The sequence below is a fragment of the Pseudoalteromonas nanhaiensis genome, from assembly GCF_051235485.1.
In the GTDB taxonomy this organism is placed as follows: domain Bacteria; phylum Pseudomonadota; class Gammaproteobacteria; order Enterobacterales; family Alteromonadaceae; genus Pseudoalteromonas; species Pseudoalteromonas lipolytica_C.
Window position 1 is genome coordinate 72205 of sequence record NZ_JBPNYQ010000003.1, and the last position, 20438, is coordinate 92642.

At 41.4% G+C, this 20438-nt stretch carries 22 protein-coding genes; 8 read left to right on the forward strand and 14 right to left on the reverse strand.

Translation table 11 applies throughout. The annotated features are described in order from the left end of the window. Positions 1-5 precede the first annotated feature (5 nt). The gene (locus ACSFVZ_RS04350) at positions 6-824 is read right to left on the reverse strand and encodes a M23 family metallopeptidase (RefSeq protein ID WP_435558199.1); all 819 of its coding nucleotides are present in this window, start codon (positions 822-824) and stop codon (positions 6-8) included. Further along, positions 817-1674 carry a 6-carboxytetrahydropterin synthase gene (locus ACSFVZ_RS04355; RefSeq protein ID WP_435558200.1) on the reverse strand — a complete coding sequence of 286 codons (858 nt, stop codon included), beginning with the start codon at positions 1672-1674 and terminating at the stop codon, positions 817-819. Before ACSFVZ_RS04355 ends, ACSFVZ_RS04350 begins: the two co-directional genes overlap by 8 nt. Before the next feature lie 207 nt (positions 1675-1881). Here ACSFVZ_RS04355 and fabA point away from each other — a divergent pair, with 207 nt between their 5' ends. Further along, a complete protein-coding gene (fabA, locus tag ACSFVZ_RS04360; RefSeq protein ID WP_054553819.1) occupies positions 1882-2397 on the forward strand; it encodes a bifunctional 3-hydroxydecanoyl-ACP dehydratase/trans-2-decenoyl-ACP isomerase in 516 nt (171 codons plus the stop codon). Positions 2398-2461: 64 nt separating this feature from the next. On the opposite strand, the gene rmf is transcribed toward fabA, so the two are convergent. Further along, the gene (gene rmf / locus ACSFVZ_RS04365) at positions 2462-2632 is read right to left on the reverse strand and encodes a ribosome modulation factor (protein WP_138557519.1); all 171 of its coding nucleotides are present in this window, start codon (positions 2630-2632) and stop codon (positions 2462-2464) included. Between the two features lie 375 nt (positions 2633-3007). On the opposite strand from rmf, the gene acuR reads away from it, so the two are divergent. The 4 genes from acuR (at position 3008) to gloA (ending at position 5921) form a co-directional block, all read left to right on the forward strand. After that, positions 3008-3640: an acrylate utilization transcriptional regulator AcuR gene (gene acuR, locus ACSFVZ_RS04370; RefSeq protein WP_435558201.1), complete on the forward strand. Its 633-nt coding sequence runs from the start codon at positions 3008-3010 to the stop codon at positions 3638-3640. 61 nt (positions 3641-3701) lie between these two features. Next, positions 3702-4694, forward strand: a complete 993-nt coding sequence (gene acuI / locus ACSFVZ_RS04375) for an acrylyl-CoA reductase (NADPH) (RefSeq protein ID WP_435558202.1) — start codon at positions 3702-3704, stop codon at positions 4692-4694. Between the two features lie 90 nt (positions 4695-4784). Next, the gene (locus ACSFVZ_RS04380) at positions 4785-5201 is read left to right on the forward strand and encodes a VF530 family protein (RefSeq protein ID WP_105180503.1); all 417 of its coding nucleotides are present in this window, start codon (positions 4785-4787) and stop codon (positions 5199-5201) included. Positions 5202-5390: 189 nt separating this feature from the next. Then, positions 5391-5921 (forward strand): lactoylglutathione lyase, encoded by a 531-nt coding sequence (gloA, locus tag ACSFVZ_RS04385; protein WP_435558203.1) that lies wholly within the window; start codon positions 5391-5393, stop codon positions 5919-5921. 72 nt (positions 5922-5993) lie between these two features. Here gloA and ACSFVZ_RS04390 read toward each other — a convergent pair whose 3' ends face one another. From ACSFVZ_RS04390 to ACSFVZ_RS04440, 11 genes are all read right to left on the reverse strand, one after another. After that, complete coding sequence (locus ACSFVZ_RS04390; RefSeq protein ID WP_435558204.1) at positions 5994-6206, reverse strand: CPXCG motif-containing cysteine-rich protein; 213 nt, start codon at positions 6204-6206, stop codon at positions 5994-5996. A 67-nt stretch (positions 6207-6273) separates the two neighbouring features. Beyond that, complete coding sequence (locus ACSFVZ_RS04395) at positions 6274-6693, reverse strand: DUF6678 family protein (protein ID WP_435558205.1); 420 nt, start codon at positions 6691-6693, stop codon at positions 6274-6276. Positions 6694-6704: 11 nt separating this feature from the next. Beyond that, entirely contained in the window at positions 6705-8528 is a 1824-nt protein-coding gene (locus tag ACSFVZ_RS04400) for a protein kinase domain-containing protein (protein ID WP_435558206.1), read from the reverse strand. Positions 8529-8583: 55 nt separating this feature from the next. Next, entirely contained in the window at positions 8584-9072 is a 489-nt protein-coding gene (locus ACSFVZ_RS04405; protein ID WP_435558207.1) for a hypothetical protein, read from the reverse strand. A gap of 108 nt (positions 9073-9180) precedes the next feature. Next, on the reverse strand, positions 9181-9942 hold the full coding sequence (locus ACSFVZ_RS04410; protein WP_435558208.1) for an SDR family oxidoreductase: 762 nt from the start codon (positions 9940-9942) through the stop codon (positions 9181-9183). A 9-nt stretch (positions 9943-9951) separates the two neighbouring features. Continuing rightward, on the reverse strand, positions 9952-10842 hold the full coding sequence (mmsB, locus tag ACSFVZ_RS04415) for a 3-hydroxyisobutyrate dehydrogenase (protein ID WP_435558209.1): 891 nt from the start codon (positions 10840-10842) through the stop codon (positions 9952-9954). Positions 10843-10859: 17 nt separating this feature from the next. After that, positions 10860-12002, reverse strand: coding sequence for an enoyl-CoA hydratase/isomerase family protein (locus tag ACSFVZ_RS04420; protein ID WP_435558210.1), 1143 nt, complete (start codon positions 12000-12002; stop codon positions 10860-10862). Further along, positions 12002-12781 carry an enoyl-CoA hydratase gene (locus ACSFVZ_RS04425; RefSeq protein ID WP_105180497.1) on the reverse strand — a complete coding sequence of 260 codons (780 nt, stop codon included), beginning with the start codon at positions 12779-12781 and terminating at the stop codon, positions 12002-12004. The genes ACSFVZ_RS04420 and ACSFVZ_RS04425 overlap by 1 nt, the downstream gene beginning before the upstream one ends. A 10-nt stretch (positions 12782-12791) precedes the next feature. Continuing rightward, complete coding sequence (locus ACSFVZ_RS04430; RefSeq protein WP_435558211.1) at positions 12792-13949, reverse strand: acyl-CoA dehydrogenase family protein; 1158 nt, start codon at positions 13947-13949, stop codon at positions 12792-12794. 106 nt (positions 13950-14055) lie between these two features. Further along, positions 14056-15546 carry a CoA-acylating methylmalonate-semialdehyde dehydrogenase gene (locus ACSFVZ_RS04435; protein WP_135924628.1) on the reverse strand — a complete coding sequence of 497 codons (1491 nt, stop codon included), beginning with the start codon at positions 15544-15546 and terminating at the stop codon, positions 14056-14058. A 91-nt stretch (positions 15547-15637) separates the two neighbouring features. Next, positions 15638-16819, reverse strand: a complete 1182-nt coding sequence (locus ACSFVZ_RS04440) for a thiolase family protein (protein ID WP_135924630.1) — start codon at positions 16817-16819, stop codon at positions 15638-15640. Positions 16820-17160: 341 nt separating this feature from the next. Between ACSFVZ_RS04440 and ACSFVZ_RS04445 the strand changes: the two genes are divergently transcribed. The 3 genes from ACSFVZ_RS04445 to ACSFVZ_RS04455 are packed head-to-tail and all read left to right on the forward strand — an operon-like array spanning position 17161 to position 20432. Next, positions 17161-17595 (forward strand): MerR family transcriptional regulator, encoded by a 435-nt coding sequence (locus tag ACSFVZ_RS04445; RefSeq protein ID WP_036968456.1) that lies wholly within the window; start codon positions 17161-17163, stop codon positions 17593-17595. A 44-nt stretch (positions 17596-17639) separates the two neighbouring features. After that, positions 17640-18815, forward strand: a complete 1176-nt coding sequence (locus tag ACSFVZ_RS04450; RefSeq protein WP_135924632.1) for an isovaleryl-CoA dehydrogenase — start codon at positions 17640-17642, stop codon at positions 18813-18815. A 9-nt stretch (positions 18816-18824) separates the two neighbouring features. Beyond that, a complete protein-coding gene (locus ACSFVZ_RS04455) occupies positions 18825-20432 on the forward strand; it encodes a carboxyl transferase domain-containing protein (protein WP_135924635.1) in 1608 nt (535 codons plus the stop codon). Positions 20433-20438: the final 6 nt, after the last annotated feature.

Here is a 20438-nt window from a genome sequence, read left to right on the forward strand (position 1 = left end):
AGTCTCTACTTTTCATTAGCTAATGTGTCTTGCATCATTAGCGCAGGGTCAAGGCGTTCATTCTTCCAATTAAAACGCCAGTCTAAATGAGGGCCAGTTACGCGACCAGTCGCGCCAATTTCAGCAATTTTATCACCACGCTTAATTTCATCCCCTATTTTGACATCTAATTTACTTAAATGAATGTAAGTAGAGGTAACGCCATGGCCATGATCAAGAATTAACGTGCCACCTGAGTAATATAAATCTGCATCAGCAAATACCACAGTGCCACTTACAGGCGCATACACTGGAGTGCCTGTTTTATTTGCAATGTCTAAACCAAAATGCGGTCTGCGTGGCTCACCATTAAAGTATCGCTGGCTACCATAAACACCTGAGATACGCCCAGTTGCAGGTTTATAAACTGGGTCTAAAAAGTATCTTAAGTCAGAATCAACTTGCCTAGCTTTACGCACAGCAACAGCTTCACGGCTAATACGCTCAGACACTTCTTTAGGTGGCGAAACATATTTTTTTGCAACACCAGTTATTTTATCAATTTTATAGTTACGCTTGGTGATTGTAATTGCTTGCTCGTGGCTCACACCATTACTATCAACCCAAGAAAGATTGTGATTTGTCTCAGCATCACGACCAAAACCAAATACAAACTCACCATTTTCAGAAAGCTTAAGTTTCTCGCCATTAAAACTAACGCTTTTAGCACCTTCAATTTGGCCTGTTACTAAACCGCCTTGGGTTAGATGTCCTTTTAATTCAACAGCACTTGCAGTAAGTGAGAACAGCCCTGCAAACGCTGCTACTAGTAATCCTTTACGCATAACTGATTGACCCTTTGCCAACACCTTCATAAGCAGTAATTTTTACCTCTGATTCAGGGTATTGGTTTTTAACTTGAGAACTTAAGTAGTCTGCAATGCATTCAACAGTGGTATCGCAAGGTAAAATGTCGCAGCGAGACTTATCAATTGCCATTTCAAAATAGCCTTGCTGTGATGTATACGCAAAACACACATCGTTGTCTTGTGCAGTTACATGTTTAAGGTCTGCTTTGTTAATTTCATCTTCAGTTGTTGCTAGATAAATGTCTTCCCATTTATCTGCCCACTCTTTTTGTAAGCGTGGCATAGCCATACCATCAAGGCTAATGCCAATTTGCGAACGATGACCATGAATAATACGCTGGCAATTACCATCATGCTTTTTAAGGCCATGGCTGTAATGATAGTAAAAGCTTTGGCTATGTTCTGGGTATAAACTGATTTCGATCTTTTCGATGTTACTAGGTAGCTCAGGCATTATCGTTTTAATCAAAAACTCAGTTACTGATTTTTCGTCAACAACATCCGCATCAATTAAGCAAAATGCTTGGTTAGGAGCACTCATAGCTAAGTGATAATTATCACCAAAATGGCAATCTAGCACGCTATGCTCAGCATGCTGTGTTAGTGAACCGTTTAATTTGGCAGGCACTGCAAGTTTGTGGTCGATACAGTTATCAATAATGCCCTTGATTTGCTTTTTAACTAAGCCAAAATCAAGAACCATCGACTCATCATTTAATTGGCCATGCAGAGTTAAATCCACAATCCAGCTCTCGCCAACTGCGCCGCGTTTATTACACAAGTAAGAAAAATCAATCACTGTCAGTGAGTTTACAAAAAGGATCATAAATTTCCTTTAGACTGGTTAAAGAATCACAGCAATTATAATGATTTTTACTTCACAATGCGCGGTTTTATCTCCCTTTATCGGCTACAGTTTAATTAAATGGTCATAAAACAAGCGAAAAATAGCAAATAATTAACTGCTCCGAGTTGTTTAGCGTACAAGTGTACGCTAAAGTACGTGGCAATTTCTAAGCGATGAATGAGAGTTATGGAACCTAAAAACAGCTATACAAAAGAAGAATTGGTCCTTTGTGGTCAAGGTGAAATGTTCGGTGAAGGCAATTGTCGTTTACCAAGTGACAACATGCTAATGATGGACCGCATTATCTCTATCACTGCTGACGGTGGTGAGCACGGTAAAGGTCAAATTGTTGCAGAACTAGATATCAACCCAGATCTTTGGTTCTTCGACTGTCACTTTAAAGGTGACCCTGTAATGCCAGGTTGTCTTGGCCTTGATGCTATGTGGCAATTAGTTGGTTTCTTCCTTGGTTGGTCTGGTGGTCCAGGTCTTGGTCGTGCACTTGGTGTAGGTGAAGTTAAATTCACAGGTCAAATCTTACCAACTGCTAAAAAAGTAACTTATCGATTAGACATGAAGCGTGTAATTAAGCGTAAATTATTCATGGGTATGGCAGATGGTACTGTTGAAGTAGATGGCCGTGTTATCTATGAAGCAAAAGATCTTAAAGTAGGTCTTTTCCAAGATACATCTGCGTTTTAATCTTTAATTAAAGATACAAAAAAGCCCCTAAATGGGGCTTTTTTGCGTAAATAAGGTGCCTATATTAAGTTTTAAACATATTGCGGTTTTCAATGGCTTCTCGCCAGCCACCTAACCATTCAGATTTAGGATCGACTTGTTGATAAGGGCATTGTTCTTTAGAACGGCCTGCCAAGCCTGCTTTATAACCTTGAGAATGAGCTCTTTCTAAACGATCTCTTTTCTGTCTCTTCATAGGTAATATCCTCACCTTTTTATATTTATAGATATGTAGCGAAATTGACATCTACATTTAATGAATAGTTAATAAAACTGTTAAATTCAAATAGCAAAAAGCAATTAAATAAATTGACAATAACTAACGTGCTGATGCTCAAATGAATTAACATTTAAAATTACTAAGTGGTCGTACCTCTTTAACTAAAACCATCTATTAATACACTTAAATTCAGCTAAAAACGATACAGCTCTTTTTAGCTTCAGTATTTGTGACCAACATCATTTGCGCAAAGTTCCCAATTTAATTGTAATCATGACAAATTTATGATGATTACAATTTAAGCAATATAGTTCTTGCATATTAAAAACCAATCGGTCTAATATGGTTGGCATGGAAACAAATAACTCTGTGCCAAGCCGTCGTGGCAGGCCACCAAAAATAGCACGTTCAAATGCAGATACTCGTGCCCTATTAATTAATACCGGGTTAGCTGTATTAACCGAAAAAGGCTTTAGTGCAACCGGCATTGATTTAATCTTAAAATCAGCTCAGGTACCTAAGGGCTCTTTTTATCATTATTTCAAAAGTAAGAATGATTTTGGCCTAGCTCTAATTGATGCTTATGACAGCTATTTTCAGGCCAAGTTAAAGCGCCATTTAACAAATAGTGCAACTACCCCTCTTGAGAGGATTGTGCTGTTTGCCAATGACGCCAAACAAGGCATGGCAAAATTTGAGTTTAAGCGCGGCTGCTTAATTGGCAATTTAAACCAAGAGCTCAGCTATCTTGATGTGCCAATGATTGATCGTATTAAACAGGCTTACACCAGCTGGCAAGCTTTAACTGAGCAGTGCTTAATCGATGCCAAGCAGCAAAAACAAATACCTCAAGTTTCAGATTGTAAAATGCTTGCTGAGTTTTTCTGGATTGGCTGGGAAGGCGCAGTAATGCGCTCTAAACTTGATAAATCAAGTGAACCACTTACCCTTTATACAGCACAATTTTTACGATTAATTTTATAAAGCCGTTTTAATGCGGTTTTATTTTAACCATTAAAAGACGATCGGTCTAAAAGGAGTCACCATGACAACATCAGTAAAATCGGTAGTTATTAATAAAGATGATCAAAGCTATCGAGCCGAATACTCAGACTTTCCTGTAGAGAGCATCCACCAGCATGATGTAAATATTGATGTTGACTACAGCACGTTAAATTACAAAGATGCCTTAGCAATCACAGGTAAAGGGCCAGTGGTAAGAACATTTCCTATGATCCCCGGGATTGACCTTGCAGGCACAGTGACAGAGTCTAAAAGCGATGAATTTAAAGTTGGCGATAAAGTACTGCTAAATGGCTTTGGTGTTGGGGAAAAATACCTAGGTGGCCTAAGTGAAAAGGCGTCTATGAGTGCTGATTGGCTCATCCCCCTACCCACTAATTTAACACCAAAACAGGCAATGCAAATTGGCACTGCGGGTTATACCGCAATGCTAAGTATTATTGCATTAGAAAAACAAGGTATCACGCCCCAAAGTGGTGAAATACTTGTTACCGGTGCCAATGGTGGCGTGGGTAGTTTTGCTATCTACTTATTAAATAAACTTGGCTTTGATGTGGTTGCAACAACTGGCCGTATAAATGAAGCACAGCACCTTGAAAAATTAGGCGCAAAACGCGTTTTACCACGCGAAGAATTCTCAGCACCAGGGAAACCACTCGCTAAAGAGCAATTCGCTGGCGCAATTGATTCTGTGGGTAGCCACACCCTTGCAAATGTGTGTGCATCGATTAAATACGGTGGTGTTGTAACAGCGTGTGGGTTAGCACAAGGCATGGACTTTCCAGCAACGGTAGCGCCGTTTATCCTTCGTGGCATTAGTCTAATGGGTATAGATAGTGTAATGCGCCCTAAAGCTGATCGAATTGAAGCATGGCAACGTCTTAGTGATTTAGTTGAAACTCAGTACCTCGACACCATTTCGCAAGAAATACCGCTATCTAAAGCCATAGAAAATGCAGAAGCGTTATTAAAAGGTCAAATTCGCGGCCGCGTTGTGGTTAATTGCAAAGAATAAGCTCGAATATAAACATTCTTAGCAAGTTAGCTATAAAACTAGGGTAAAGGCAATTATACTTACCCTAGTTTTGTAATACCGGACAGTCTAATGAGTAATAAAGAAATTTTCAGCAATAACCCACTGCAAGGTGTAGGTATCGAGCAAGTAGTGACAGAGCTTGTCGAGCAATATGGCTGGGAATTGCTCCACGCCTACATGCGTTTAAACTGCTTTAAAAATAATCCAGATGTTAAATCTGCGGTTAAGTTTTTACGTAAAACACAATGGGCACAAGAAAAAGTCGAGAACTTTTATTTGTATCGTCTTAAAAACTTACCACGCCCAGATGATGTAAACTATGAATTACCACCTCGAGATCGCGTGATCCCTGCTGATCAAAAACCAGGTGAACCGTGTGAGTTAAGTTTTACCGACGCTAAACGCATTCACGCAAAAAAAGAAGCCAAGCAACAAGCACGAACCCGTAAACAACGTTCAAGTGCGAGTAATCCTTGGGGCAACTAATCAACAATTGCTAGTTACAAGCTGTCAATTTATAAGAGCCGCCTGTTGAGGCGGTTTTTTATGTGAGTTAGCAAGTTAATATCTTCACAACCAGTCAAACTGGTCAATATTATTTTTTATTAATTTAAGGGTAACGTGGTTATGTTAGACTGAGTGCATCATCATTAATGTCATTTAAAAAGGATGTATATGTCTAACTACAACGAATCACCTGAACAAATCGCAAACGCAACGCAAGATTTTGTGATGCAACAAACTATGTTGCGTATTAAAGATCCAAAGCCTTCTTTAGATTTCTACCAAAACGTTTTAGGCATGAAGTTACTGGGTAAATATGATTTTCCTACAATGGAGTTTACGCTGTACTTTTTAGGTTATGAGCAAGAAATGCCAAAAGGCACCGATAAAGAAAAAGCACAGTGGGTGTTTCGCCGCCCTGCTCTTATCGAGCTTACACATAATTGGGGCACAGAAAACGACGATAGCTTTGCTGGTTACCATAGTGGTAATGATGAACCAAAAGGCTTTGGTCATATCGGTATTAGCGTGCCAGACGTGTACGCAGCAAGCGAACGTTTTGCAAAATACGATGTTGAGTTTGTAAAAAAACCAGACGATGGCTCGATGAAAGGCCTAGCCTTTATTAAAGACCCTGATGGGTATTGGATTGAAATACTCTCAGCTGAAGGGATCACTGAGATAATTGAAGAGCATAAGTAAAAGCCAATTACCCACAAACCTGCTATTTAGCAGGTTTTTATTTCATAAATTAGAAATATTAGAATCTAATTTCTAAAAATTAGAAAAACCACTACTTTCATCATCACTTGATACTGTAACTGAAAGCTCATCATCTATACTTTCAAAAACTAAAAAGTTAATTGGCTTACAGCAAACCTGACAATCTTCAATATATTGCTGATTTACGTCTGCTGGATCCAATAAGATTTCTATTTGCTCACCACAATACGGACAAGTAATCTTTTTCTCTGTTAATTGATTCATCAGCCAGACTCCTTACTATTGAGATCTCTTTTAGTGACTTTGTTTAAATACATTCAACATGTAACTATTAAGATTCATCAAAATGCTCAAAACACTTAGGAAGATATCCCCAAATTCTTATTGTTGTTTTACCCTTTTCGTAAGATAAACCTATCTTATCTAAAAGCTCAGTTAAGCTTTCAGAGTGATCAAACTCTTTTATAGAGTGATTCCTTCTGACATCTACTATTTCTTCAATAAAGTATAAATCTAACCACTGAACACCAATAAAAGGAAATGGTAAATGATAGCACCACTCACTATCCCATTCTGATATATGCCCAGTTACCCATTTCGAACGAAAAGGAGGTTGCCAATTTTTCCATTCTCGCACTTCACAAATGAGCTCATTCCACTTTGTATTGTTTGCAGCTCCTACAAGATTCCGCATTTTAATAAATCTTAATGCATCAATTTTATCTTTCTCACTAGCTAAAGCATCAGCCATAGGCAAAAGGCTCATATGTCTAACACTCTTTTGGGATCTCGCGGATAAAACTCATCGGGCTGTCTGGTGCATAAATCAAATTCACGGGTATTTTTGTAAGGTAGCTTCATAAAGCCTGCCACACCTACATCTGTGATACTAACCGCGTATTGCATAAGCTTACTTAATAAACGTTTAAATTCAGGTTCTTTACTGGCATCAAGCAGACGATAGTAATGGTGTATTTTCATCCTATCAGGTAAGGCTTCGAAAATGATACAGCCCGTGTGGTGTATTTGGTTAAGCTCAAATACGCACTTTATGACCTTTTTCGGGAGCTGTAATTGCTCATCTGGGTCTTTACCATCTTCAAAGTAAGAATGCGGTCTGGTTACGTCTGAGGCTTGTACATCCATTACTTCGTAATCAAGCTCAGGTAAATGTTCAAATTTAAACGCACCGGTGCCATCACGCTCTAGCTGAATGGTCTTACGCGCATCAAACAAACAACATTTAAAGAGACCTTTTTGTTCAATCCCTTGTGCTAACATCACCGTGTTGTTAATCGCATCGGTAAACGCAGTGCCGAGTGTTTCATCATGCAGGATAAGTGATGATTCAACAAACATTGAGTTTTCTTTCCAATGAAAACTTAAACCCCCTACTACCGGATATTTTGCTAATCGGCTAATAGAGGCCAAAAATGCTTTTTCGGTGTCGCCGGTATCAAATAAAAACTCTTTGTAGTATCTATCGAGCTGAGCATCGTTTACATCAAGTAATTGTTGATTATGGTCGGCTTGTCTTAAAAATTGCTTTCGAGAACTGTAAACCACTGTATCTGGGTGCTCATCAAACTCACTAAACCAATAAGGGATATAAGGTCGAATGACTTTACGAGGCAGTTCAGGTAGGTACGCTTTAGCCATTGTAGGCATGTTACGCATAAAATAATCACCTGCGCCATCTCGGGTTGCCTTATCTTTTGAAAGCATGCCGTCAATGACTCGGGCAAGCTCCATAGGTAAATTTAAGCTTGTAGCCGGAATAACCGCTGCACCAAATCGGCAAGATTGTGCAGAGGCTAATGCATAAAGAGTTGATGCAACACCTTGTTCATCAAAACGTGGCGATGACTGCCCACCTGACATTTGCTCATCACCAATAAAATACACATCACCCATGCGTGCATTGGTTGTGCTTATATCAGCAGACATAAGATCCATAAAGTTACTAGCAACCGGATTACCTTCAGCGTCTATTTGTGCATAAACAGAGCTGCCCCAGTCTACCAATGACAACTTATTAGTTTGTTCATCATAAACAATGTTAGAGGGTTTAATATCACCATGCACAATTGGCTGTGGGCTTAAGCCATTTTTGTGTTCGCGTAAATCTACCAGCACATTACGTAACCTAAGAGCCAGCGCCATAACTTTTGCTGCGCTGAAACGCCCCTGTTTGATAGAGATTTTTTCTAAGTCTTCACCTAGAGCGCGCTCCATCATTAAGATGCCTTGCTTTTTAATACGCTCAAAGGCATAAAATTTTGGCACGAGTGGGTTTTTAACTTGCGAGAGCATGTAGGCTTCGTCTTCTAAGCGGTCACGTACACTTTGCGCTAGGGTTATCCGTGAAAACTTAAATACCCAAGGTAACTCTTCATCATCAACACCAGCAAAAACAAATCCAAACGCACCAGAACCAATTAATTCAACGTCACTGTAACCAAGCAAGGTAAGTTGTTTAATACAAATGTTAAGCCATTGACGGTGCTTTTTAGCATCATGGTGAGACAGCAAATAAACAGACTGTTCTTCATTGATATAAAAATTGCGGATTTGTTTGGGATTCACTGCATCTCTCAAAGTTAAGCGGCATTTAACCGCTTAATTATTGAATGCTGGGCAGTTAATTACAAGGCTTTTGCTCTTCGATGATCCAGCCTTGATTTTTAAAAACTATTTCTGAAAAAATTAAAATGGCACCAGCAAGTAAAATTAGCTCGTTAAGTGATATTACTTCTGCCATAAATACCCATCCCAAAATAAAAAATGCCAATATATCGAGATACCTGAAATACCAGGCTACTTTGCGTGTTTTACCGTAGGTTAGTTGGAAGCGTTGTACTAATTCACCTTCACACTCTAACGATAAAACTGCTGAGAACTTAAAGAAGGGCCTAACACGTAAAGACAACTGGCAGGCTTTACCATCAATATTAAATTCATGAACAGATTTTGTTTTAAAGTTACGTGATTCTGCTATTAATTCACCGTCTACTTTCAGAACTTCTTTTCCAGAATAAGCCGAACCCCAGTATTCAATTAAATGTTCACCCAGTTTGAAGTTAGCTTTAATTCCTTTGCTCATTGAGACTGTAATGCCATCAGTGTTCATAAAAAATCTCCTTATCATTATGAATTTAAATTACGTTAAAAATAAAAAAACGGCAAGCTAGGCTTACCGTTTTGGTTCTTTCAATGGGTAAAGGGTTACCATTTAAAACTAAAGGCGGATACCGCCATCAATTTCAACAACACGACCTGTAAAGAAGTCATTCTCTACAATGTATTGTGCTGTTTGGGCAATTTCTTCTGCTTCACCAAAACGACCCACTGGCGTTACCGCCATCATGCGTTGTTTTGCTTCTGGTTTCATTGCATCTGTCATCGCGGTACGAATAACACCTGGTGCGATTGCACCAACACGGATACCAAAACGACCTAATTCTTTCGCCCAACCCGTTGTCATCGCAACAACACCGGCTTTAGACGCTGCATAGTTTGTTTGGCCAATGTTACCAGCACGGGCAACACTCGACATATTAACAATAACGCCGCCTTTGCCAGACTCAATCATGTGGCTCGCAGCTTCGCGGCCTGCTAAGAATACACCAGTTAGGTTCACATCAATCACAGATTGAAATTGAGCTAACGACATTTTATCTACCACTTTGCCTTCTTTTGCTTTGATAAACATACCATCGCGTAAGATACCTGCGTTATTAATTAACACGCCGATATGGCCAAAGTCTTTGTTAATCGTGTTGAACGTTGCTACCACAGCGTCTTCATCTGTGACATTAGCAGCATACGCCATGACTTTTGTGCCATGCTTGGCAAGCGCTGATATTGCAGTATCAAGTACGTCTTGTTGCATATCGATAAGGGCGATGTTCGCGCCAAGCGATGCAAATTTCTCGGCCATCGCAAAGCCTAAACCTTGCGCACCACCGGTAATTACGATGTTGTTGTTTTTAATTTCCACAACAATCTCCTACTTCGAGAATAATTTAAAAATAGCGCTAAAATCATCACTACCCGCACCTTGATGCTGAAGCATAGTGTATAGATTCTTCGCCATTGACCCCATTGGGGTAGATGAATTACTTTGCTGAGCCGCTTCCATAGCAAGACCTAAGTCTTTCGCCATTAAATCAACCATAAAGCCCGGTTTATAATCATTACTTGCTGGTGCTGTTTCCATTACACCAGGGCATGGGTTGTAAAGCTCAAGTGTCCAGTTACGACCAGAGCTTGCAGTCATTATGTCACTTAACACTTTTGGGTCGAGCCCATTGTTGATACCCATTTGTAGCGCTTCGCTTGTACCAACCATTAAAATGCTCAGCAACATGTTGTTGCAGATTTTTGCGACTTGGCCTGCACCAATCTCACCAGCATGAAAGATGTTTTTACCCATATCTGCTAGAGCCAGTTTGGCTTTTTCAAAGTGGCTTTGCTCACCACCGACGATAAAGGTTAAAGTGCCCGCTGTTGCACCAGCAACACCACCTGATACCGGCGCATCAACAAAATCAATACCTTTTTGAGCAAGCTCGCTACCCACTTGACGTGCTGATTCTGCATCAATGGTTGAGCAATCAATCACTAAGGTTTTGCTATCAAGTAAGTTAATAAGACCCGTTTCACCTAAGTAAAGCGATTTAACGTGTTTGCTTGCCGGTAGCATACTGATAAAAATATCAGCACCAATTGCACATTCAGCCGCATCGTTTGCAGCAATTGCACCTTTATCGGCAAGCTCATTAACCGCTGCTTTATTTAAGTCAAACACGCGAACTGTATGACCTGCATTGACAAGGTTTGCCGCCATTGGGCCACCCATGTTGCCTAAACCAATAAATCCTATTGTTAATTTAGCCATTTGTTTACCCCTTGGACTTAAGATGACGTTAATGAGTTAAGTGGATGAGATTGCTCATCCCAGCGTGCTGTAAAGAAGCTATCTACAACTGCTTCGTCGATATCGCTAAGCGATTTAAACTGCCAGTTTGGTGCACCGTCTTTGTCGATTAGTAGCGCACGAACGCCTTCTTGGAACTCACCTACTTCGCCACAGCGTACTGACATACCCAGCTCCATTTTAAAGCACTGTGCTAACGTCATCTCTTTTGAATTAGCTAATTGACGTTCAACCAGCGCACAACTAAGCGGACAACCATGCGCTAATGACTTTTGCGCACGGGTAAGCCATTTATCTTCGGTTTCTAAGCTTTGGATGTAGTCAACTTTGCCCTGCAGTGAGTCAAATTCAGCCAGCTTTTGAATAACCTCAAGGTTATCTTTTACGTTACCTTTAGGGACACGACCTGAAATATTATCAATAGAGATTAGAATGTTAGTCAGCTTTTCGTGATTTAATGAGGCTGTTTTTCCCCACTTTTCAGCTGTGATAGCCGTTAAAATAGCGTCATATTTATCTGCTGTTGCATAGTGATCAGCAAGATTAACAAACAATGCATCTTCAGCATTGATAGACGCAGCAGTTAACCCTAAAAATAAACCGACTTGCTCAGGCATTTTATGTAAGAAATAACTACCGCCAACATCTGGGTATAAACCAATGGTTAGCTCAGGCATTGCGATACGCGATGTTTCGGTTACCACACGGTGACTTGCCCCAGCCATTAAGCCAAGGCCACCACCCATAACAATGCCATTACCCCAAAGTAATATTGGCTTTTCATAGCAGTGAATTAGGTAGTCTAATTTGTACTCATGGGTAAAAAAGTCTTCAATGTAGTTAGCAGGCTCACCTGTGCTCATTGCTTTATGCAGGCTTACTACATCGCCACCGGCACAAAATGCTTTTTCGCCAGCCCCTTTTAGAACGACCATAGCAACGGCGTCATCGTCAGCCCATTTTCTAAGCTGAGGCTCTAGCAATTGGATCATGTCGTAATTTAAAGCGTTTAAAGACTTCGGCGCATTGAGTGTCGCAATTGCAATGAGGCCGCTCTCGGCCTCTGCAGTTTCAAACACCACAGGCGCATCTTGATGATTTAGTAGTGTTACGTTAGTCATTAGCCATTTACCCAATTTGCTTTACGCTTTTCTAAGAATGCATTCACGCCTTCTTTTTGGTCTTGCGTATCAAATAATTGTACAAATAACTCACGCTCTAGTGGCAATGCATGAGCCATAGGTTGTGTGCGACCTTTTTGAATAAGCTCTTTACATGCAGTCACAGCAACCGGGCTTTGTTCGCCAACTTGGTTAGCAAGTTTCATTGCCGCAGCTAAGCTTTCGCCAGTGCCAACCACTTCTTCAACAAGGCCAATTTCACGTGCTTTGTCTGCTTTTAAGCGTTCACCACATAAAATCATGCGTTTTGCCCAGCCTTCACCAACAAGCCATGCAAGGTTTTGCGTACCACCAGCACAAGGCAGCAAGCCAACTTTCGCTTCAGGAAGTGCCATTTGAGCTTGCTCTTCAGCAATACGAATATCACAAGCAAGAGCCACTTCCAGACCACCGCCCATGGCATAACCGTTAATTGCCGCGATTGATACACCACGGAAATTTGTTAATGCTTCAAATGCATCACCAAACACTTTAGACATAGTGGCTGCAACGCCTTTATCACCACTAGCAAACACGTTTAAATCGGCACCTGCACTAAAGAACTTTTCACCTTGCCCTGTGATCACTAATGCATAGACATTTTTGTTAGCATTTAGCTCAGTTACAGTGTCTTTAAGCGCGGTTAATGTATCTTGTGTCCAGGTATTCGCTGGCGGGTTATTCATGGTTAAAACCGCTACATTACCTTCAATATTTAAATCAATCGATGGATTAGACATAGGTTGCTCCTTATAGAATGTCGCCAGCTGACTCAGCTAAGATACGACGTGCGATAATCACACGCATGATTTCGTTTGTGCCTTCAAGAATTTGATGCACACGGACGTCTCTGAAATGGCGCTCTAATGGGTATTCTTTGATGTAACCGTAACCACCGTAAATTTGTAGTGCGTCGTCACAGACTTTAAAGCCAACATCTGTAGCAAAACGTTTTGCCATTGCACAGTAAGTGGTTTTTTCACTGTCACCCGTATCAAGTTTAAATGCGGCTAAGCGCACCATTTGACGAGCGGCAACAAGCTCGGTGTTCATATCGGCAATCTTAAATTGCAGTGCTTGGAAAGCAGCTAATGGCTTACCAAACTGCTCACGTTCTTTTAAGTATTCGCGTGCAGTATTAAGAGCTGCTTGAGCTGTACCTATTGAACAAGTTGCAATGTTAATACGACCACCGTCTAAGCCTTGCATTGCAAACTTAAAGCCTTCACCTTCTTGGCCTAGTAAGTTAGCCGCAGGAATTCTGACACCTTCAAAGCTAATTAAACGTGTTGGCTGTGCATTCCAGCCCATTTTTTCTTCAGCTTTACCGTATTCAATACCTGCCGCGTCAGCAGGCACAACAAATGCCGAAATACCGGCTGCGCCTTCACCACCAGTGCGCGCCATAACAACCAGTAAATCAGTTTCCCCAGCACCCGAGATAAACATTTTAGAGCCTGAGATCACATACTCATCGCCCTCTTTTACTGCTTTGGTTTTTAGTGATGCGGCATCAGAGCCAGAACCCGGCTCTGTTAAACAGTAAGAAGCAAGTAACTCACCCATTACTAATTGTTCACAGTACTGGGCTTTAACCTCATCAGTACCAAAGCTTGCAATCATCCACGTTGCCATATTATGAATGGTCAACATAGCTGTCGTTGCTGTACAACCCATGGCAAGCTGTTCGAAAATAATGCTTGAATCTAGGCGAGATAAACCTAAGCCACCCGCTTCTTCCGGGGTATATAAACCACAAAAGCCTAGCTCACCGGCTGCTTTAATGGTGTCTTTAGGGAAAATGTGTTCTTGGTCCCACTTAGCTGCATTAGGCGCAAGTTCAGACTCTGCAAACTGACGGGCGGTTTCAGCAAATGCTTGCTGATCTTCGGTTAAATTAAAGTCCATAGTAGACCTCTATTTGTTGTCTTATTCTTTAAAGAATTATTGTTGTCGTTTAAATGTGTGTTCTTTGAGCGAGCGTTTGCTCGCTCAGCAGTAAATTAATTACGGCTTATTTAAGGTTGATACTCATGTTCGGACCTGAGGCGATATCATCCTCGAACCAACGTGAAGTAATTGTTTTCGTTTCTGTGTAAAAACGAATACCTTGCTTACCATAGGTGTGTTGATCGCCGTAGAATGAGCCTTTCCAACCGGTGAAAGAGAAAAACGGAAGTGGTACAGGAATTGGCACGTTGATACCAACTTGACCTACTTCGATTTCATGTTGGAATTTACGTGCAGCAGCGCCGCTTGATGTGAATAACGAAGTACCGTTACCGTAAGGCGAGTTATTGATAAGCTCAATCGCCTCATCGAGTGTATCTACAAACATACAAGCCAGTACTGGACCAAAGATCTCTTCTTTGTATAAATCCATTTCTGTTGTTACATCAGTAAATAATGTTGGGCCAACCCAGTTGCCTTGTTCGTAGCCTTCAACAGTAAAGTCAGAGCCATCAATTAAGCACGTTGCACCTTGTTCTTTACCACTTGCGATAAGTGATAAGATACGATCTTTAGCTGCTTTTGATGTTTGTGGGCCGTAAGCCGCGTTAGCATCATCCCAAACACCAGGGCGTACGTTTTCAAAGCCTGCTTTAATTTCATCAACCCAGTCTTTTGCTTGACCAACGAATACAGCAACCGAAATACCCATACAGCGCTGACCCGCAGCACCTACAGACGCACCGACTAGGTTATTTACAACATGCGATTTACTTGCATCAGGCATAATTACCATGTGGTTTTTTGCACCCACACAAGCTTGTACGCGTTTAAGGTTTGCAGTGCCTTTTGAATAGATGTATTCACCTACACCACACGAACCAACAAATGAAATAGCGCGTACGGCTGGATCTTCTAATAAACGGTCAACTTGTGGTTTTGTACCATGAACAACTTGTAACACACCTTTTGGCGCACCCGCTTCAACAAATAGTTCAGCTAAACGCATCGGTGTTAGTGGATCTTGTTCTGATGGTTTAAGAATAAAGGTGTTACCACACACAATAGCCAGTGGGAACATCCATAATGGGATCATCGCAGGAAAGTTAAATGGCGTAATACCCGCACAAACACCCAGTGGTTGCATGTAAGAATAGGTATCGATTTTACGCGCTACGTTTTCCATTGTTTCGCCCATCATCAGTGATGGTGCATTGGCTGCTTGCTCAACAACTTCAATACCGCGCCAAACATCGCCTTTGGCATCTTCAAATGTTTTACCCAGCTCATGACAAATAATCGTCGCAAGCTCGTCATGATTTTCTTTTAGTAGTGCTGCGTATTTCATCATAATGCGCGCACGCTCAGAAATTGGCACTTCTTTCCATGTTTTAAACGTTTCTTTTGCAGAGGCAATTGCTGCATCCATTTCGGCATCCGTTGCACACGGAACTTGAGCTAACACTTCTTGGTTTGCAGGATTGATAACATCAATCAACTGCGTTGAACTTGATTGGGTAAATTCGCCGTTGATAAATAAAGGTACTTGGTGCATGAGGCACTCCTCCCCAGTGGGTATAAAGAGGCCGCAACATGATAGTTTTTAAAATACGTTGCGGCTGTGAGAGATTAAAATTCTAAAGCGATTAAATAGCTTCAACTGCCATAGCAACAGCTTCACCACCACCGATACACAGTGAGGCAACACCTTTGCTAAGACCACGATTCTTTAATGCATGAATTAAGGTAACTAAGATACGCGCGCCGCTTGCACCAATTGGGTGACCAAGTGCACAGGCACCGCCGTTTACGTTTACTTTGCTTTCATCAAGTTTTAACTCGTTAATTGCAAGCATAGTCACCATGGCAAACGCTTCGTTGATTTCCCATAAATCAACATCATTAACAGACCAACCGGCTTTTTCTAAAAGCGATTGCATCGCGCCAACTGGTGCTAAAGTAAATTCGCTTGGTGCTTGAGAATGTGTGCTGTGAGCAACAATACGGCAAAGTGGTGTTAAACCTTGTGCTTTAGCATCTGACTCACGCATTAACACAAGTGCTGCTGCACCATCAGAAATTGATGACGAGTTCGCAGCTGTAATTGTGCCGTCTTTTTTAAATGCAGGACGTAAACCTGGAATTTTATCAGGACGTGCATTGCCTGGTTGCTCATCAATCGCAACAGTCACATCACCTTTGCGTGTTGAGATAGTGTGTGCGGCGATTTCATTATCAAATGCGCCTGTTTCAATTGCGCTATTTGCTTTAGTCAGTGAGCTAAGTGCAAAGTTGTCCATTTGTTCACGACCAATTGAATATTGATCGGCAGTATCTTGTGCAAAACAACCCATTGCTTTGTTGTCGTAAGCATCTTCAAGGCCGTCACACATCATGTGATCTTTTACTTCGCCATGACCCATACGCATACCTGAACGTGCATTAGGTAACATATAAGGCGCGTTACTCATGCTTTCCATACCACCTGCAACAGCGGTGTTTATAGAGCCTGATTTAATTAAGTCATGGGCAAACATTGCAGCCTTTAAGCCAGAGCCACATACTTTGTTGATTGTTGTTGCGCCAGTGCCTTGGTTAAGGCCCGCTTTTAACATTGCTTGTCGCGCAGGTGCTTGACCAAGACCAGCTGGTAATACACAGCCCATGATCACTTCGTCAATCTTATCGGCAGATAAACCGGCTTGCTCTAAGCTACTTTTAATAGCTGTAGCACCTAAATCAGTTGCGTGTGCACCACTTAGTGCGCCCATAAAACCACCCATAGGGGTACGTTTTGCGGCAACAATAACAACGGCTTCAGTAGTCATAATTGGCTCCATGTAAGTGGTTATCATCATGTGTTCAAATCATGTGTAACCAAACAGTTAATTTGTTATAGTTTAATTTCGATTTAATTCAGCATACATAATATTTACGTTTACGCCAACGTAAATCTAAAATCAACATTTTTGCGGCCGTTAAAACTGTAAACTTATCTGTATTTTGTTGTATTAAAAATCGAACATCTGCTTACAAGGCTAGATAAATAAAGCTTTTCAACAAATCCAACCAGTTATCTTTATAAGTCTAAAGTATAACTCCCAAATCACCCTTTACCTTTACGTAAACTTCACTTATATTGGAGTTATTCGAATGAGGTAAATAAATCATGAAACAAGACAATCAAACAAACTTTGAAAGCGCAGCAGTTGAACCTGCTAGCAATGAGCAAACGTTTAGTATCAGCGAACTAGCAAAAGAATTTGATATTACCACCCGCTCTATCCGCTTTTACGAAGACCAAGGCCTAATATCACCTGAGCGCAATGGTCAAACCCGTATTTATTCAAAACGCGACAAAGTAAGACTAAAACTTATTCTACGCGGTAAACGGTTAGGTTTTACCTTGGCTGAAACGGGTCGTTTGTTTGAACTTTACGATGCTGATAAATCAAGCGCTAAACAGCTAGTGACTATGCTTGACCTTATCGCAGAAAAAAAAGCGGACCTAAGCCAACAAATGGACGACATTAAAGTTGTACTGATGGAATTGGTTACAGCAGAACGCCGCTGTCGTGAAACCCTTAATAATTTAGACGAATAACCTGACAACAATCTCGTCAACAGACTCTCACAGGAACACACATTATGAGCACTATTTCACTATACAAAGAAATGAACTTCGGACTTGGCGAAACAGCAGACATGATCCGCGATCACGTTAATAGCTTTGCCAGCCAAGAAATCGCCCCACTTGCAGAACAAACAGATTTAGACAATGCCTTCCCTAATCAACTTTGGCCACAACTTGGCGAAATGGGTTTATTAGGTATGACAGTGCCTGAAGAATTTGGCGGTGCTGGCCTTGGTTACCTTGAGCACGTAATCGCAATGGAAGAAATTAGCCGTGCAAGTGCATCGATTGGTTTAAGTTATGGTGCTCATTCAAACTTATGTGTTAACCAAATTAACCGTAATGGGTCACAAGCACAAAAAGAAAAGTACTTACCTAAGCTTATCAGCGGTGAGCACATTGGTGCCCTTGCGATGAGTGAGCCAAATGCAGGTTCTGACGTTGTATCAATGAAATTAAAAGCTGAGAAAAAAGGCGATGTGTTTGTACTTAACGGTAACAAGATGTGGATCACCAATGGTCCAGATGCCGATACCTTTGTTATCTATGCAAAAACAGATTTAAATGCCGGCCCTAAGGGCATTACAGCGTTCATCGTTGAACGTAACACGCCAGGTTTTTCTACTGCACAAAAGCTAGACAAACTTGGTATGCGTGGCTCTAACACCTGTGAATTAGTGTTCGAGAACTGCGAAGTACCAGCAGAAAACATTCTAGGTAACTTAAACGAAGGCGTAAAAGTACTTATGAGTGGCCTAGATTATGAGCGTGTTGTTTTAGCTGCAGGCCCGCTTGGTATTATGCAAGCATGTATGGACATTGTGGTTCCTTATATTCATGAGCGTAAACAATTTGATAGCCCAATTGGTCAGTTCCAGCTTATTCAAGGCAAAATCGCTGATATGTACACGCAAATGAATGCTGCTCGTTCATACGTTTACACGGTAGCTCGTGCATGTGACCGCGGCGAAACAACGCGTAAAGATGCCGCTGGCGCAATTTTATATGCGGCAGAGCTGGCAACTAAGATGGCCCTTGATGCTATCCAAATCTTAGGCGGTAATGGTTATATCAACGAATACGCGACAGGTCGTTTATTACGTGATGCAAAACTATATGAAATTGGCGCAGGTACTTCAGAAATCCGCCGCATGCTAATTGGCCGCGAATTATTCACTGAAAGCCGATAGGACCTTGTTATGACGATTTTAAAATCGAGTGTAAATCCACACGATCCGCAATTTTTGCAAAATCACGACAACATGGCCGCTCTCGTAACTGACTTACGTGAAAAAGTAGCTGATATCCGTTTAGGCGGTGGTCCTGCTCTGATTGAGCGCCACCAAGGCCGTGGTAAGTTGTTTGTTCGTGACCGTATTGAAACGCTTCTTGATGAAGGCTCGCCATTTTTAGAGATTTCACAATTTGCAGCCTTTGGCGTGTATGAACAAGCCATTCCTTGTGCCGGTGTTGTTGCCGGTATTGGTCGTGTGAAAGGCGTTGAATGTATGATCATCGCCAATGATGCAACCGTAAAAGGCGGTACATACTTTCCACTAACGGTGAAAAAACACTTGCGTGCCCAAGATATCGCAGAGCGTTGTCATTTACCGTGTATTTATTTAGTTGATTCAGGCGGTGCAAACCTGCCTGAACAAGATGATGTATTTCCAGATAAATTACACTTTGGCCGTATTTTCTATAATCAGGCTCGTATGTCTGGTAAAGGCATTCCTCAAATTGCAGTCGTAATGGGTTTATGTACTGCAGGTGGTGCTTATGTACCAGCGATGGCTGATGAAAGTATTATCGTAAAAGAGCAAGGTACAATTTTCTTAGCTGGTCCGCCACTAGTTAAAGCGGCTACAGGTGAAGAAGTGAGTGCTGAAGAGCTCGGTGGTGCTGATGTTCACTGTAAAACATCCGGTGTTGCCGATCACTATGCTGAAAACGATGCCCACGCGCTTTCAATTGCGCGCCAATGTATTGAACGAATTAACTATCAGCGCCCAACAGCACCGTTACTTGATGATGTTAAACCGCCGCGTTACGACATTAACGAAATTTACGGCATTGTGGGTACCGACCTTAAAAAGCCATTTGATGTACGCGAAGTAATAGCACGTGTTGTTGATGATTCATCATTTGATGAATTTAAACGCTACTTTGGCGAAACCTTAGTAACCGGCTTTGCAAAAATCTTTGGTCACCCTGTCGGTATTGTTGCCAACAACGGCATTTTATTTAGTGAATCTGCGCAAAAAGGCGCTCACTTTATACAGCTATGTGCACAACGCAAAATTCCTTTGGTGTTTTTACAAAATATTACTGGCTTTATGGTTGGTAAGAAATACGAAGCCGAAGGCATCGCCAAGCATGGTGCGAAAATGGTAACCGCTGTGTCATGTGCTGATGTACCAAAATTCACCGTATTAATTGGTGGCTCGTATGGTGCAGGTAACTACGGTATGTGTGGTCGTGCATTCGAACCAACCATGATGTGGATGTGGCCAAACGCCCGTATCTCTGTAATGGGTGGTGAACAAGCAGCTGGCGTTCTTGCACAAGTTAAACAAGATGGTTTAGCCCGTAAAGGCGAAAGCATGACTGATGAGCAAGTCAGTGAGTTTAAAAAGCCAATTATCGAGCAATACGAAAAACAAGGTCATCCATATTACGCCAGTGCCCGCCTTTGGGATGATGGCATTATCGATCCTGCTGATACCCGCAATGTATTGGGGCTTGCCTTAAGTGCAGCTAAAAATGCACCAGAGCGCGATTCGCAGTTCGGCGTATTTAGAATGTAATGGAGG